The sequence below is a fragment of the Pseudomonas sp. PAGU 2196 genome (genome assembly GCF_022179005.1).
In the GTDB taxonomy this organism is placed as follows: domain Bacteria; phylum Pseudomonadota; class Gammaproteobacteria; order Pseudomonadales; family Pseudomonadaceae; genus Aquipseudomonas; species Aquipseudomonas kermanshahensis.
Window position 1 is genome coordinate 123,286 of sequence record NZ_BNTL01000020.1, and the last position, 15,342, is coordinate 138,627.

At 64.2% G+C, this 15,342-nt stretch carries 15 protein-coding genes and 1 pseudogene; 3 read left to right on the forward strand and 13 right to left on the reverse strand.

The annotated features are described in order from the left end of the window. Positions 1–5: 5 nt before the first annotated feature. From MFF34_RS28350 to ubiE, 11 genes and pseudogenes are all read right to left on the reverse strand, one after another. Positions 6–878: a methyl-accepting chemotaxis protein gene (locus MFF34_RS28350; RefSeq protein ID WP_371097101.1), complete on the reverse strand. Its 873-nt coding sequence runs from the start codon at positions 876–878 to the stop codon at positions 6–8. Then, positions 861–1,976: pseudogene (locus MFF34_RS28355) on the reverse strand (methyl-accepting chemotaxis protein); the annotation flags it as partial. The pseudogene MFF34_RS28355 and the gene MFF34_RS28350, both read right to left, overlap by 18 nt. 47 nt (positions 1,977–2,023) lie before the next feature. Beyond that, on the reverse strand, positions 2,024–2,731 hold the full coding sequence (locus MFF34_RS18070) for a 16S rRNA (uracil(1498)-N(3))-methyltransferase (protein WP_238215649.1): 708 nt from the start codon (positions 2,729–2,731) through the stop codon (positions 2,024–2,026). After that, positions 2,728–3,516, reverse strand: a complete 789-nt coding sequence (gene tatC / locus MFF34_RS18075; RefSeq protein ID WP_027592411.1) for a twin-arginine translocase subunit TatC — start codon at positions 3,514–3,516, stop codon at positions 2,728–2,730. The genes MFF34_RS18070 and tatC overlap by 4 nt, the downstream gene beginning before the upstream one ends. Beyond that, positions 3,513–3,899, reverse strand: a complete 387-nt coding sequence (gene tatB, locus MFF34_RS18080) for a Sec-independent protein translocase protein TatB (RefSeq protein ID WP_238215651.1) — start codon at positions 3,897–3,899, stop codon at positions 3,513–3,515. The genes tatC and tatB overlap by 4 nt, the downstream gene beginning before the upstream one ends. A 3-nt stretch (positions 3,900–3,902) precedes the next feature. Next, a complete protein-coding gene (locus tag MFF34_RS18085; RefSeq protein WP_099430648.1) occupies positions 3,903–4,175 on the reverse strand; it encodes a twin-arginine translocase TatA/TatE family subunit in 273 nt (90 codons plus the stop codon). 25 nt (positions 4,176–4,200) lie between these two features. Next, positions 4,201–4,536, reverse strand: coding sequence for a phosphoribosyl-ATP diphosphatase (locus MFF34_RS18090; RefSeq protein WP_099430647.1), 336 nt, complete (start codon positions 4,534–4,536; stop codon positions 4,201–4,203). A gap of 1 nt (position 4,537) precedes the next feature. Beyond that, positions 4,538–4,930, reverse strand: coding sequence for a phosphoribosyl-AMP cyclohydrolase (gene hisI, locus MFF34_RS18095; protein ID WP_027592414.1), 393 nt, complete (start codon positions 4,928–4,930; stop codon positions 4,538–4,540). A gap of 72 nt (positions 4,931–5,002) precedes the next feature. Continuing rightward, positions 5,003–6,622 carry a ubiquinone biosynthesis regulatory protein kinase UbiB gene (gene ubiB / locus MFF34_RS18100; protein WP_099430646.1) on the reverse strand — a complete coding sequence of 540 codons (1,620 nt, stop codon included), beginning with the start codon at positions 6,620–6,622 and terminating at the stop codon, positions 5,003–5,005. Next, positions 6,619–7,242, reverse strand: coding sequence for an SCP2 domain-containing protein (locus tag MFF34_RS18105; protein ID WP_238215653.1), 624 nt, complete (start codon positions 7,240–7,242; stop codon positions 6,619–6,621). The genes ubiB and MFF34_RS18105 overlap by 4 nt, the downstream gene beginning before the upstream one ends. After that, positions 7,242–8,012, reverse strand: a complete 771-nt coding sequence (gene ubiE, locus MFF34_RS18110; protein ID WP_012312396.1) for a bifunctional demethylmenaquinone methyltransferase/2-methoxy-6-polyprenyl-1,4-benzoquinol methylase UbiE — start codon at positions 8,010–8,012, stop codon at positions 7,242–7,244. Before ubiE ends, MFF34_RS18105 begins: the two co-directional genes overlap by 1 nt. 124 nt (positions 8,013–8,136) lie before the next feature. On the opposite strand from ubiE, the gene MFF34_RS18115 reads away from it, so the two are divergent. Beyond that, a complete protein-coding gene (locus MFF34_RS18115; RefSeq protein WP_027592417.1) occupies positions 8,137–8,412 on the forward strand; it encodes a polyhydroxyalkanoic acid system family protein in 276 nt (91 codons plus the stop codon). Between the two features lie 28 nt (positions 8,413–8,440). Here MFF34_RS18115 and MFF34_RS18120 read toward each other — a convergent pair whose 3' ends face one another. Continuing rightward, positions 8,441–13,198: a dermonecrotic toxin domain-containing protein gene (locus MFF34_RS18120; protein ID WP_238215655.1), complete on the reverse strand. Its 4,758-nt coding sequence runs from the start codon at positions 13,196–13,198 to the stop codon at positions 8,441–8,443. A gap of 188 nt (positions 13,199–13,386) precedes the next feature. Here MFF34_RS18120 and MFF34_RS18125 point away from each other — a divergent pair, with 188 nt between their 5' ends. After that, positions 13,387–13,806, forward strand: coding sequence for a phasin family protein (locus tag MFF34_RS18125; RefSeq protein WP_238215657.1), 420 nt, complete (start codon positions 13,387–13,389; stop codon positions 13,804–13,806). 10 nt (positions 13,807–13,816) lie between these two features. Beyond that, positions 13,817–14,599, forward strand: coding sequence for a phasin family protein (locus MFF34_RS18130; protein WP_238215660.1), 783 nt, complete (start codon positions 13,817–13,819; stop codon positions 14,597–14,599). Between the two features lie 120 nt (positions 14,600–14,719). On the opposite strand, the gene MFF34_RS18135 is transcribed toward MFF34_RS18130, so the two are convergent. Continuing rightward, entirely contained in the window at positions 14,720–15,334 is a 615-nt protein-coding gene (locus tag MFF34_RS18135) for a TetR/AcrR family transcriptional regulator (RefSeq protein ID WP_027592421.1), read from the reverse strand. Positions 15,335–15,342 lie beyond the last annotated feature (8 nt).

Sequence of the window (15,342 nt, forward strand, 5' to 3'; positions counted from 1 at the left end):
GCTGATCAGAGCCGGAACCGTCCGACCAACCCCTGGAGGTGCGTACCCAACCGCGCCAACTCGACACTGGAACTGGCCGTCTCTTCACTGGCCGCCGACGTCTGGTCAGAGATGTCCCGCACATTCATCACGCTGCGGTTGATCTCTTCAGCCACGGCGGTCTGCTCCTCTGCCGCCGTGGCAATTTGCTGGTTCATCGCTTGGATCGACGACACGGTCCGGGTGATGGTCTCCAGCGAGCCGCCCGCGCGGCGGGTCAGCTCGACGCTGCTGTCGGTCAGCTGGCGGCTGTTGTCCATCACGCTGGCCACGCGCTGGGTGCCGCTTTGCAGGCCGGCGATCAACTCTTCGATTTCTTCGGTCGACTGCTGCGTGCGCTGGGCCAGGCTACGCACTTCGTCGGCCACCACGGCAAAGCCCCGCCCGGCTTCACCTGCGCGTGCCGCTTCGATCGCCGCGTTAAGGGCCAGCAGGTTGGTCTGCTGGGCCACCGACTTGATCACATCAAGGACGCTGCCGATCTTGTCGCTCTCGGCCTTGAGCTGGTTCATCGCTTCGCTGGAGTTGGCCACTTCGCAGGCCAGGCGTTCGATCTGCGCCACCGCTTCACCCACCACCCGGTCGCCCTCGCGGGCCTGCTGGTCGGCCATCAGGGCCGCTTCCGAGGCCTGCTCGGCGCTACGCGCCACCTCGTGCACGGTGGCGGTCATTTGGTTCATGGCCGTCGCCACCTGGTCGGTCTCGACCTTCTGGTTGTTGACCCCGGCGCTGGTCTGCTCGGTGACCGCCGACAGCTCTTCGGCAGCGCTGGCGATCTGCGTGACGCCGTCGCCGATGCCGCCGATCAGTTCGCGCAGGCCTTGGGTCATGCGCTGCATGCTGGCCTGCAGTTGGCCCAGCTCGTCGCGGCGCTGCACCTGCAGGTCTTGGCTCAGGTCGCCATTGGCCACGCGTTCGGCAGCGGTGAGGGTCTGGCGCAGCGGGATGATGATCTGCCGGGTGATCGCCCAGGCCGCCAGCAGGCCCAGGGCCAAGGCCAAGGCGGTGGCGGCGGCGAGCAGGGTTTTGGCCTGGGTGGCGCCAGCGTCGCGCACTGCGGTTTGCGACGTGGTCATCGCCTGGCTGGCTTGCAGCAACACCGTGCCTTGGTCAGCCATGTGTTGCAGCGCTTGCTCGCTGGCCGTCTGCGCGTTGCTGAACTGGTTGACCGCATCACGGTAGCCGGCCATGGCGGTAGCGGCGTCGTCGAGGCTGGCGGCATGCTCTGCCGGCACCTTGGCGGGCAGTGCCTTGAGTTCGGCCAGGGCTGCGTCGATGGCCTTCAGTGCGGTCTGCTGGAACTCGGCGTTGCCGCTGTAGGTGTAACCGCGGACCTGGAAGCGCGCCTGTTGCAGCAGCGCGCTTACCTCGACCGCATGCTGGTATTGGGCGATATCACCCCCTTTCAGCAGGCCTCGCTGCACGCGGCCGACCAGCTCGACGGCTTTGTCGGCACTGTCGCCGAGCACACTGCGGCTGGCCTCGCGGCGCTGGCCGGCCTGCTTCAGGTCGTTGAACGCTTGTTGGTAGATGCGCACCGCCTCGTGTTGTTGTTCGAGGTGCTGGCGGTCGGCAGGGTGGTCGATCTGGCCCAGCATCAACGTCACCTGGCGATCGAGGTTGGTCAAGGCCTTTTCCAGCTCGGCGACGGCGGCGTCATCGCGGTTGCGCTGGTAATGCTGGCGCGCGATGCGCAGTTCCTGGGTGTACTGCTGGATCACCGAAATATTGCCCAGCTTGTCACCGCGGTCGATGACGCTGTCCAGGCCGTGCCAGCCGGTCAGGGTAATGGCCAGGGTCAGTAGCAATACCAGGCCAAAGCCCAGCCCTAGCTTGCGATTGACGCTTACGTTCCCCAGCGAGTGGGCTAACCATCGGTACATGTTCGACTCTCCGGTAACTTGGCAGCACGGATAATTATTGTGTTGCCAAGGCATCGGCCTGGGAGAGAGAAACTTGATGGGGGAAAAGACTGACTGATGCGTCAGAAAATGCGCGACAGCAGCGCGGTAACGGCAGTCTCCACGCGCAGGATGCGTTCGCCCAGTTGCACCGGTGCCAGGCCAGCCTTGCCCAGCAACTCGACCTCGTAGGGGATCCAGCCGCCCTCGGGGCCAATGGCCAGGGTCACCGTTTGTTCGACGGCGCGCGGGCAGGCGGGGTAGGGGCCCGGGTGGCCCACCAGGCCCAGCGTGCCTTCGGCAATGGCGGGCAGGCGGTCTTCGACGAAGGGCTTGAAGCGCTTCTCGATGATCACCTCGGGCAGCACGGTGTCGCGTGCCTGCTCCAGGCCCAGGATGAGGTTTTCACGAATGCTGTCGGGGTTCAGAAATGGCGTTTGCCAGAAGCTCTTCTCGACCTTGTAGCTGTTCACCAGAATCAGGCGCGGTACACCCAGCGTGGCGATGGTCTGGAACAGCCGGCGCAGCATTTTTGGCCGTGGCACGGCCAGCACCAGGGTCAGCGGCAGCTTGGCGGGCGGTGGCTGGTCGAAGCCGACGTGCAGTTCTGCCTCATGGCCTTCCAGGCGCGCCACGGTGGCGCGGCCCATCAAGCCGTTGACCTGGCCGACGCGCAGGCTATCGCCCACCGCGACCTTGTGGATCTCCTGCATGTGGGTGAAACGCCGGTCGGCCAGCACCACGCGGTCGGCCGCGATAAAATCGGCTTCTTCGAGTAGCAGCAGGTTCACGGTTGCGTCGCTGGCGGCTGGTCGTTGTGGTCGTTGGCCGCTTCATCGTGCGCACCGCGCTTGCGGATCAGGCTGCCACACAGCACGCCGACCTCGAACAACAGCCACATGGGCACGGCCAGCAGGGTCTGCGAGAAGATGTCTGGCGGGGTCAGGACCATGCCGACCACGAAGCAGCCGATGATCACGTAGGGGCGGACCTTCTTCAGGTACTTCACGTCGACCACGCCGATCCACACCAGCAGCACCACGGCGACCGGGATCTCGAAGGCGACGCCAAAGGCGAAGAACAGGGTCATGACGAAGTCGAGGTAGCTGGCGATGTCGGTCATCATCGACACACCCTCGGGCGTGGCGCTGGCGAAGAAGCCGAAAATCAGCGGGAACACCAGGAAATAGGCGAACGCCATGCCGGCGTAGAACAAGAAGATGCTCGACACCAGCAGCGGTATGGCGATGCGTTTTTCGTGGCGATACAGCCCAGGTGCGATAAAGCCCCAGATCTGCTGAAGGATGAACGGGATCGCCAGGAACAGCGAAACGATCATGGTCAGCTTGAACGGCGTGAGGAACGGCGAGGCCACGTCGGTGGCGATCATCGTTGCATTGGCCGGCAGGTGGTCGCGCAGCGGCGCGGACACCAGGGTGTAGATCTGCTGGGCGAAGGAGAACAACCCGGCAAAGATCAGGAAGATGACGGCGACACAGCGCAACAGGCGGGTGCGCAGTTCAGTCAGGTGCGAGACCAGCGGCATGGGCTGGTCGTGTTCCGGATTTTCGCTCATGGGGCTCGCGGCGGTTGTGGCGGTTCAGAGGGGGCAGCCGGCGTTGTCGGGGCGGCCGGCGTAGCGTCTGGCGTGGCTTCGAGCCCAGCGGGTGGCTGCACCGTGGCCGTGGTGACAGGGGGCTGCACCGGTGGCGTCTGCGGGTTGAGGATGCGCCGGGCTTGCTCTTCCATTTGCAGGATGTGCTCGTTGTGCAGCTGGCGACGGATATCGTCGGCGCCGATCTCGCGCTCGACTTCCATCTTGATGCTGTTGAAGCTGCGCTTGAGGCGGCCGATCCAAAGCCCTGCCGTGCGCGCGGCGCCGGGCAGGCGCTCGGGGCCGAGCACCAGCAAGGCGACGAGGCCTACCAGCAGCAACTCACTGAAACTGATGCCGAACATGGGTCAGTCTTTCCGCTGCGGCTCTTGGACCGGCTGGGCCTGGCCTTCGATGGTGTGGCCCTGAGGCTGTTGTGCAGTGTTCTGCACCGGTGGCACAGGCTGGGCAGGCGGCGGGGTCTGCTCGGCCGGCTTGTTTTCTTCGTCGTTCATGGCCTTGCGGAAGCCTTTGATCGACTCGCCGAGGTCGCTGCCGAGGTTTTTCAGCTTCTTGGTGCCGAACACCAAAACGACGACGACCAGCAGGACAATCCAATGTTTCCAGTCAAAGATACCCATGTTGCTCTCCTAGAATTCTATACAGTCAGGCGGAAGGTTGACGCGCAGCCTTCTCGTCATGCCCGGAAAGCCCGAAACGGCGCTCCAGTTCATCGAGCACGGCCTGTGGGTGTTGCCCCAACGCGCTGAGCATGACCAAGCTATGAAACCACAGGTCGGCGGTTTCATAGATGACATCGCTGTAATCCTTGCTGACAGCGGCGTCCTTGGCGGCGATGATCGTTTCGATAGACTCTTCGCCGAGCTTTTCGAGGATCTTGTTCAAGCCCTTGTGATGCAGGCTTGCCACGTAGGAGCTGTCGGGTGCCGCGTGCTTGCGTTGTTCCAGCACTTCGGCCAGGCGGTTGAGGGTGTCGCTCATGTCAGTGTCCTGCGCTATAAATGGCGTCCGGGTCTTTCAGGACCGGATCGACGGTTTTCCACTGGCCGTCTTCGAAGACGCGGTAGAAGCAGCTTTCGCGGCCGGTATGGCAGGCGATATGGCCCAGTTGCTCGACCATCAGGATGATCACGTCGGCATCACAGTCCAGGCGCATTTCGTGCAGTTTTTGCACATGGCCAGATTCCTCGCCCTTGCGCCACAGCTTGCCACGCGAGCGCGACCAGTAGATGGCGCGTTGCTCGGCGGCGGTCAGGGCCAGGGACTCGCGGTTCATCCAGGCCATCATCAGCACGCGTCCGGTCTTGTGGTCCTGGGCAATGGCCGGTACCAGGCCATCGCTGTTCCACTTGATCTCGTCCAGCCAGTCTTTCATCGTCCACTCCAAAACGGGCCCGCTCCTGTGCCAGGCCCTTTGCGCTAGTGTGCCAGCCAGCGGGCCGGCTGGCTATTGGCGCACGATCAGGTAAAGGCCGGCGGCCAGCATCAGCCAGGCTGGCCAAGCGGCTGGGGCGGCCAGGCTGGCGGCCTCGGCGGCGCCGGCGGCCAGTACCGCGCCACCACCCAGCAAGCCCGCGCCCAGCAGGCGCAGCGCCCAGCGGTCACCTTGGCGGCGGCGCTCGGGCATCTGCGGGTCGTGCAGGTGCGGTTGCGACAGGCGTTCGAGCAGGTCGCGGGTCATGCCGGCCAGGTGCGGCAGCTGCTCGGCCTGGCTGTACAGGTTGCCGACCATGGCCTTGGGGCTGTAGCGCTCGCGCATCCAGCGCTCCAGGAACGGCTTGGCGGTGCTCCACAGGTCCAGGTCCGGGTAGAGCTGACGGCCCAGGCCTTCGATGTTGAGCAAGGTCTTCTGCAGCAGCACCAGCTGAGGCTGGACTTCCATGTTGAAGCGCCGGGCGGTCTGGAACAGGCGCATCAGCACCTGGCCGAAGGAAATATCTTTCAATGGTTTTTCGAAGATCGGCTCGCACACGGTGCGGATCGCCGCCTCGAATTCGTTGACCTTGGTGTGCGCTGGCACCCAACCCGAATCGATGTGCAGTTGCGCAACGCGGCGGTAGTCACGCTTGAAGAAGGCAAACAGGTTGCGCGCCAGGTAGTCCTGGTCTTCCGACGTGAGGCTGCCGACGATGCCGCAGTCGATGGCGATGTACTGCGGGCTCCACGGCTTGACCGTGCTGACGAAGATGTTGCCGGGGTGCATGTCGGCATGGAAGAAGCTGTCGCGGAACACCTGGGTGAAGAACACCTCCACACCGCGTTCGGCCAGCAGCTTCATGTCGGTCCGTTGGTCAGCCAGGGTCGCCATGTCGGTGACCGGCACGCCGTAGATACGCTCCATCACTAGCACCTTGGGCCGGCACAGGTCCCAGTACACCTGGGGCACGTACATCAGCTCGGAGCCTTCGAAGTTGCGCCGCAGCTGGCTGGCGTTGGCCGCCTCGCGAAGCAGGTCGAGTTCGTCGTAGATGGTCTTTTCGTAGTCGTTGACCACCTCCACCGGGTGCAGGCGGCGGGCGTCGGCAGACACCCGCTCGGCGCCCTTGGCGATCAGGAACAACCAGGCCAGGTCTTGAGCGATGACCGGCTTGAGGCCCGGGCGGACCACCTTGACCACGACTTCTTCGCCGCTTTTCAGGCGGGCGGCGTGTACCTGGGCCACCGAGGCCGAGGCCAGCGGCTCGACGTCGAAACGGCTGAACACCTCGCCAACCTTGGCGCCGAGCTGTTCTTCGATCAACGCCACGGCCTGTTTCGGGTCGAACGGCGGCACGCGGTCTTGCAGCCCCATCAGTTCGTCGGCGATGTCGGTGGGCAGCAGGTCGCGGCGGGTGGACAACAGCTGGCCGAACTTGATGAAAATCGGCCCCAGGTCCTGCAGCGCCAGGCGCAGGCGCGCACCGCGGCTGAGCGCGGAGGGCTTGCGCGGCAGCCAGCGCCAAGGCATCAGCAGGCGCAGGCTCATCAGCCACCAGGGCAGGGGCAGGTCGAACAACAGGTCATCGAGACGGTAGCGGATCACCACACGCTGGATGCGAAAGAGACGGCGGACGGCGAGCAGCTTCATGCGTTATCGCTGGTATCAAGGGATCGGGAGAGGCGCTGCAGGCGCGCCTCGAGGCGTTCTATATCGACCTTCAGGGTATCGAGCTCGCTGAAGGCGGCTTCGGCTTCGCGTTTGCCCACCAGGGTGCGCGACTCTTCGGCCAGGTACTCGGAGAGGTTTTGGCTGAAGCGCGTCAGGCCTTGACGGGTCCAGCGCGCGCGCAGGCGAATGTGGCCGGCCAGCAACGCCGTGGCCACCGGGCCGAGCCAGCGCTGCAGCTCGTGCTCCCAGTCCAGTTCGAGGTCTTGCAGCACGCCGAACAGGTCGAGCAACACAGCGCTGTCGCCATGCAGTTCGACCTGTGGGCTGTGCAGCACGGCGGTCTTGTCCTTGGCCAGGGCCAGTTGCGCCAGGCTGCCGGCAGGGGCGCGCAGGCTGCAGTCGACCTCGCCCTCCCAGTGCGCGGCCAGCATCAGGCCGTCTTCATCGGGCAGGATGAACACCTGCAGGGCCGGCTGACGGCAATCGATCTCGATGACCTTGCCTTCGAGCGCGGCCAGCCGCGGCAGCGCCGTGCTGTCCATGCGCAGGACGCGGTTCAGGCCATGTTCGGCGCTGGCGAGCAGCCCGGCCAGCAGCATCAGGGCTTGATTCCCCGGTGCACGGCGACGATACCGCTGGTCATGTTGTGGTAGGTGACGCGGTCGAAGCCGGCGTCGACCATCATGGCCTTGAGGGTTTCCTGGTCGGGGTGCATGCGGATCGATTCGGCCAGGTAGCGGTAGCTTTCCGAGTCGTTGGTGATCAGCTTGCCAGCCAGTGGCATGAAGGCGAACGAGTAGGCGTCATAGGCCTTGGACATCAGCTTGTTGGTCGGCTTGGAGAATTCCAGGATCAACAGGCGGCCGCCGGGCTTGAGCACGCGCAGCATCGAGCGAATGGCTTCGTCTTTGTGGGTGACGTTGCGCAGGCCGAAGGCGATGGTCACGCAGTCGAAGTGGTTGTCCGGGAACGGCAGCTTCTCGGCGTCGGCCTGGACGAACTCGATGTTGCCGGCCACGCCACGGTCGAGCAGGCGGTCACGGCCGACCTTGAGCATCGAATCGTTGATGTCGGCGAGCACTACTTGCCCAGTCGGGCCTACAAGGCGCGAGAACTTGGCGGCCAGGTCACCGGTACCGCCGGCGATGTCCAGCACGCGGTTGCCGCTGCGCACGCCCGACAGCTCGATGGTGAAGCGCTTCCACAGGCGGTGCATGCCGCCGGAAAGCACGTCGTTCATCAGGTCGTACTTGGCGGCCACGGAGTGGAACACCTCGGCGACTTTCTTCGCCTTTTGGCTCTCCGGGACGTCCTGGTAGCCAAAATGGGTGGTGGGTTCGGCGTGTTCGCCTTTGCGCTGGTCGTTCATATCGCTTCACCGGAAAAAATTACCGCCATTCTAGGGCGAACGGGCGGATTTGTCTTGGCGGGGTGTGCCAGGGGGCAGGGGCGGGCATAATGCTGATTATGTCTTCATACCCAGGATCACCCGCATGACCCAGATCAGCGTCGAACGCAAACATTCCCTCGGCCGCGAGGCTGCCCGCGCCAAGGCCGAGGCGCTGGTAGAAAAGCTCAGCCGCGAATATGACCTCAAGGCCACCTGGAACGGCGACCGCGTCGACGTCGCGCGCAGCGGCGCCAACGGCAGCGTGCAGATTGGCGAAGACACCATCCGCGTCGAGCTCAAGCTCGGCATGATGCTGTCGATCATGGGCGCTAGCATCAAGAGCGAGATCGAGCGGGCGCTGGACAAAGCCCTGGCCTGACACCAGGGCTGTGCCGTTGACCGGCCCGTCAGTGGGCCGGAAAGGGGATGATGCCCTCTATCTGGTCCAGGCGCAGGTCGCCGCGGTAGATGTCGATCCGTTCAGCCGCTGTATGGGCGTGCTCAAGCCTGACTTCGCGCGCCTTTTCGGCCCTGCTGGCACGCGCGGGGCGCGGCTCCCAGTGTTTCAGGTGGCCTTTGACGAACGTGCGGGGCGCCGCGTCGGCGCTGCGGTAGTGGAAGTGAGCCTCCCACAGCACCGCATTGGGCACCTGCACGTCCTTGATCTGATAGACGTCCAGGTAGTCGTTGGCAGTGCGCAGCGGCTTTCGCGATGTGCTCAGGGCGATCTCGATCCGCTGTTGCTGATACAGGTAACGTAACGCACTGCTGTCCGGGTGGCGGGTGTTGAGGTAGGCATCGGTGAGCAGTCGGCGTTTTTCGGTGTTCAGCGAAGCGATGGCATCGCGCAGTTGGCTGGCCAGGCCTTCGGACGCCCGGTCATCGGCGGCGCTCACCTGCTGCTCGACATTGCGCATGTCCTCGATCTGCCAATCCATGAGGTCGGCCAGGCTGTTCGGCTCGTTCGCGTAGCGCGCTGCCAGCGCGACCCGGTCATTCACGTGCGCCAGCAGGTGTTGCGCGCGACTGCGCAGCTGGGCGGTGTCTTGCGCGGCGGGGCGCTCCTCGCCTGGGACTTCGAACCATTGGCCATTGCGCCGCTCATAGGCGCCCCCAGGTTGCTCGGTGGCCGGGTTGCGTTGAACGGCATGATCGCCTTCCAGGTCCCGCTCGACCAGCACCGAGCGCCCTCGGGAGGTTCGGATCAGGGTGCGTTTGCCGGCCCTGACGCGGTGGGTCAGCTGTCGCGCAGGGGACGATGTGCCCTGTTCGGCATTCATCAAGGCGGTGCTCAAGTCGGTTTCTGCCAGGCGCTCCAGGCCCGTCATCGCCTCGATGTGGGCCTGCAGCATTGTGGTGTCCACGGCGGGTGCGGTGAACGATTGCATGTACCTGGCCCTGCCGATGACGGCCCGGTAAACGCGCAGGGCGTTGCCCAGCACCTCCGCTTGTTGGTCGGCAGGCAGGTTGGCAGAGGCCACGCCATCGTGGCTCCACAGTGCTGCTGACAGGTCCGTGTCGCTCAGGCTGTTTTGCAAGGGCAGCAAGTCAATGGCCGCTTCGGCAGTGAGCAGGGTCTTGTCCAGTGTCAGGTATGCCAGGTCGCTGACAATCTGAGCGCGGACGATCAATGACGAGTAAGGGCGCAGCTTGATGGCGCGTTCGATCTTGGCTTTCTTGTCCGGGTAGGCGATTCGGGCATCGCTGAGCACTTCGGAAAGCGTTTTATCCAGCCGCTCGCTGACCACGAGCAGGCGGCGGCTGACCTTCAGCGCGTCCCGGGTCGATTCGCGAAATACAGCGTGTCGGCCCCTCTGCTCGTCACTGTCTGGCACCCCACGCAAGCCCACGGATTGCTCCTGCAAGTGTTCGTGGTCGACCAGTTCGAGCAGGCGCCGCACCAGCAGCATGTCATTGTCGATGGCGGCTTCTGTCCAGTTGCCGAGCCGGCGTGCAGTGGTGCCCGAACGGTCGTACTTCAGGTAGCGAGGCTCGAGCATCTGCCGGTAGAGGTCGGCATTGGCATGCAGCAAGCTGGCCTGCTTCTCCAGGTATAGCGACCCCGCGGCGATCTGTGGCATGTGCTGCCTGCGCAGTTCGAGCACTGCCTGGCGCTGCACCCGGAGCGCCGGTGGAAGTGCCTTGACGTCGGGTTTGGGCAACGCATTGAACGCCAGGCTGAACGCGGCCGCCTCGTCGTCAAACGCTTCAAGCTCGATGCGGTTACGCTCCATGAAGGGCTCGAGCTGGGTCAGTTTGTCCTGGTTGGCTTGACCGGTCGCTTGCAGTGCATCGTAGTGCTGGCGATTCTGCGCGGTGACGGCTTCCCGGGTTTTTGGCATGCCGCCGGCCAAGTGCAGGTCCAGTACCCATTCGTCATTCCAGCGCCGCAGCCAAGGGCCTTTGCTGCGCTCGCGTCCGACGATGTAATAGCCGTCGGGCGCGCCGCCCCAACGTGTGTGCCATTCGCCCTGGCTGGTGTCTGGGCCGATGATCTGGATTCCGCCCCAGGTTTCTTGCACCTCGTAGGCCATGTCCTGCAGGTTCACGTAGAGCCGCTCTTGCACCGTGTACAACCCGCGCAGGCGGCCTTGTGTTTCAGCGGCATGGCCTTGCAGGGAAACGCCTGCGCGCAGTTCACCCAGGCGCTGGCGGGCGTGGGAGGGCAAATTGCCCACCCGCTGGCTGTTGTGCCAACGGCTCACACTGACGTGGCCGGGGCGTTGTGCCTGATGGGGGTCGACCCAGTCCGCTGTCTTGGGTGTCTCAACGGTAACCGGCGTGGAGGGTGCTCTGCGGGCGGGGCCCTCCAGGGCCATGGCGTCCACCGCTGTCGAGCTGACCCCCGCATGCATTGGGGCTGTGGGGCCCTGCATCAGCAACAGGGCCAGGTTGGTCAGCACATCTGCCGCTGCCAAGGCCTGTTCTTCCGCGCTGCCATCGGACAGCGCGGGCAGGTCATCCTTGAGCGTTGCCACGGCGGCGACCAACCAAGCCAGCATGGCCGCAGGGCCACGTAGCAGGGGCGTGACCGTGTTGAACACGACCCAGCCGCACTGCACGATCAAGGCCCAACGCTCTTGCGCATTCGAGCGGCTCTGCCGGGAGGCCAGCAGTAGCATTGTCTGAATGCGTGCGTTGTGGAGGTGGTTGTCCAAATCTTCCAGCCAAGGGGTGTGAACGGCTGTAACAGGGACCCTAAGCCGTTCCACCAGAGTGTCCACTAGCGCCGACTGCGTGCCAATCAAGTGCGCCAAGGCCGACAGGCGGCTATGCAGGTGCGGACGTTCGAATCCGCCGTGCTGGTAGATGCCCCTGGCGTCGTCATCCATCCAGGCCAGCAGCTGTTGCTGCAACGCCTGATCAGCCCGTATCTGCGCCATCAGGCTGTCCAGGCTGGCAAACTCCGCCACGGCGTCATCCGCGAACAGGGGGCGATACAGGACCCAGCGCTGGTTGGCCTTTACCTTGATCAGGAACATGCCGTGCACCGTGTTGCCTTCGGAGGCACCCGGTGCAGGCAAAAACGCCAGTGGCGCAATGCTGAGCGCATCAGGTGACGCTTGATTGGCACGGCAGAAATCGACGATTGCCTGGCAGGCCTGTGCGCTGAGCTTGGCTTCGATCCTGGCCCTGAGCGCGGCGAACTGCAGGGTGCTGCGCCATTCCGTGGCATGGCGCTGGAGGCGGCCGGCCTTGAGCGTGGCGTCCTGCAGTTGGTGGGCGACATAAGCGGGGTAACGCCCGCCGACATCCACGGTCGAGATCAAGCGGTTGACGTAATCCAGGTTCAGCCAGCTGCCCGGAGGCCGTGCGTGGGTGTCGAGCAGGCCGGACGCTACTTCGTCGCTGCCCGTGTGCAGGCGTGCAATGGCCAGTTCCGTCAGGGTCATGCTTTTCAGGTAGTTCAATTGCGCGGGGCCGGATGACGACAGCGGTACCACCACCGAGATCTGCACGAGCAGCTGGTCGGGGTCCTGTGGTGTTTCGGCTGGGAAGTCCGCATGCATCTGTTCGCGCAGCCGGCGAGCGGCATAGCGGCCCAGGGGTTCTATCGCGTCGAGCGACGTCCTGCCCTGGGCGTGCGCCTGGCTGGCGGCGAGCTCAAGCAGGGCTTCGGCGTACAGCAGGTGGCCGGTGCTGTCTGCTTGATTCAGCCAGGTGGGCAGGCTTAGCAGTGGCTGCTCGGTGCTTGGCAGGGGCAGGTCGAGGAAATGGGACGAAGGGTCGCTCAAGGTGCTGAAGGCCTCTTCAAGCGCGTGGAGGCTGTTGAGCGTGGACAACCGCAGGCGGCCGACCCTGTCGAGGATGCCATTGAGTAATTCAGTGGACTGGAAAGCGAAAGGGTCTGTGTTCAGTGGTTGCTGTGCCCAGCGCAGCGTGTTGAATTGATACTGCTGCGCCAGTGCGTCGCGCAGGGCCTCGGCGAACGCTGCAAGGTCAACGTAGCTGCGCACCGCGCCTGAAGGTTTGCACCACAGCACTAGGCTGGGCTCGGCGATGATCAACAGGTCCGGTAAGGCCTGGGGCGCATGCTCATCGAGGGTGACCTGCAGCCGGTTGATCGCCAGTGCGCTGGCAGTGCCGTTGACCACGCCATACAGCACGGCTTTCACCGGTTCGGACAAGCCCTGCCGCTCCACGCCTAGCAGCAGGGCGGCTTTCAAGGTCTGCGCCAACCTGTGCACATGGGACAGGCCCGATGTGGCGTCGCTTGCAGCCCAGAAACCAATCTGCGCCTGCTGAAAGGCTTCGGTCAGGGCCGCCAGCAGTTCATCGAAGTCGCGGTTGAGGTTGTCCATGTTCAGGCTGACTTCGGGCTGGGCGTTCGGGCCGACACCTGCCGCCTGCGGCAGAAAGGGCAGGGGCGGCGCGATGCTGAGCACGTCTGTGCGCGTGAGGGCCATGCCTTTGCCCGTCAGAAAATGGTCGAGCAGCGTGGTTACCAGGGAGACCTGTGCCGGTTGCTTGCCTGCGCCGTGGATCAGCGTGAAGGGCTCGAGGGACTGCAACTGCGGGTGGTTGCGGGTGATCCAGGGGTAGCGGTTGGCCAGGATCGTCAAGCCGGCCTTGGCAACCACCTCGCGCAGCGTGGGGCGTTGGGCGAATTGGCTGGCTACCCGTTGCTTGAACGTGGTGGGCTGCAAGGGTGGGGACGCAGGCATGAGGTGTGAGCTCCGGTGGCGGGAATGCTCGCACGCTAGCGCCCATGCCTGTGGCGGCGGCGGTACATGTTTGGCCCCCTTATGCCGCGTGAGCTTAGGGTGAGGTTTCTAATTTTCTTCCCTACCTTATGCTCAAGCCCAACCTCCATGGGCAGTTCCTCTCCACTCATGAGCATGAGGTACAGAGCATGGCCAAAGTGAATGTGAAGAAAAAGGACGACGCCCCAGGCACCCTGGGCGAAGTGCGCGGTTATGCGCGCAAGATCTGGCTGGCAGGTATCGGCGCCTATGCCCGCGTCGGCCAGGAAGGTTCCGAGTACTTCAGCGAGCTGGTCAAAGCCGGCGAAGGCGTTGAAAAACGTGGCAAGAAGCGCATCGACAAAGAGCTCGATGCGGCCAACAACCAGCTGGATGAAGCGACCCAGGAAGTCAGCCGCGTACGCGGCAAGGTCGAAGTTCAACTCGACAAGATCGAAAAAGCTTTCGACGCACGGGTTGGTCGCGCCTTGAATCGCCTTGGCATTCCGTCTAAACATGACGTTGAGGCGTTGTCCATCAAGCTTGAACAGCTGCACGAGCTGCTTGAGCGCGTCGCGCACAAACCATAAGGAGAGCAGGATGGCTGGCAAGAAGAATTCCGACAAAGAAAGCAGCTCCTGGGTCGGCGGGATCGAGAAGTACTCCCGCAAGATCTGGCTGGCGGGCCTGGGGATCTATTCGAAGATCGACCAGGACGGCCCGAAGCTGTTCGATACGCTGGTGAAGGACGGCGAGAAGGCCGAGAAGCAGGCGAAGAAGACCGCCGAAGACGTGGCTGATAGCGCCAAGGCGTCGACCACGTCGCGCGTGTCCGGCGTGAAAGATCGCGCGCTGGGCAAGTGGAGCGAGCTTGAAGAGGCGTTCGACAAGCGCCTGAACAGCGCCATCTCGCGCCTGGGCGTACCAAGCCGCAATGAGATCAAGGCGCTGCACCAGCAAGTGGACAGCCTGACCAAGCAGATCGAGAAACTGACCGGTGCTTCGGTCACGCCGATCTCCAAGGCGGCTGCGAGCAAGGCCGCTGCCAAGCCACTGGCCAAGGCGCCTGCCAAACCTGCTGCGAAAACCGCAGCAGCCAAGCCGGCGGCCAAAGCGGCTGCGGCAAAACCAGCGGCTAAACCTGCTGCGAAAACCGCTGCTGCCAAGCCTGCGGCCAAACCGGCTGCCAAGCCTGTTGCGGCCAAGCCTGCAGCGGCGAAGAAACCGGCAGTGAAGAAGGCCCCGGCCAAACCGGCCGCCGCCAAACCGGTAGCACCTGCGGCCAGTGCGGCACCGGCTCCGACTGCTGCAGCGCCAGCGCCAAGCGCGGCCCCGGCCAGCAACACACCGTCGGCACCGACTGGTACCGGTACCCTGATCTAACCGCGTCGCCTTCTTCGCGGGGCAAGCCCGCTCCCACAGATTCAGCTCAGCTTGCAAACCCTGAGCTGGGTCTCTGTGGGAGCGGGCTTGCCCCGCGAAGAGGGCACCGCCGATGCGGCACTACCCCTCCAGATACCGCACCGCCAACTGCTCCGCCGCCGCCCGGGCCTGGGCCTGCAGATGCGGCGCCACCAGCATCATCACCTGGTACACCACGATCCCCACATCCCCCTCCCGCCCCAGCACGCGCTGGTAATCCAGCGAGAACATCAGCGTCAGGGTGATCTGCTCCACCAACTGCCCCAGCGCCTGGGTTTCGCTCACCACTTGCCCCTGGCCCTTGAGGCTGGCCAGCAACGCGGCAAGGGTGCGCTTCAGTGCGTTGATCAGGCTGCGCATGCCGCGGGCAAGCTTCGGCAGGCGCCCGGTCAGGTTGGACAGGTCCTGAAACAGGAAGCGGTACTGGGCCATGCGCTCGACGATCAAGTGCAGGAACAACCAGTAGTCCTCGGCCTCCAGGCGCACTTCAAGCGGTGGATCGAGCAGCGGCATCAGCGCTTCTTCGAAACGCTCGAAAAGCCCTAGCACCACCGGTTCCTTGCCATGGAAGTGGTAGTACAGGTTGCCAGGGCTGATGCCCAGTTCGTTGGCGATCTCCAAGGTCGAGACATTCGGTTCGCCTTGCTGGTTGAACAGCTGCAGGGCGCATTCAAGGATACGGTCGCGGGTCTTCATCCGGGCGG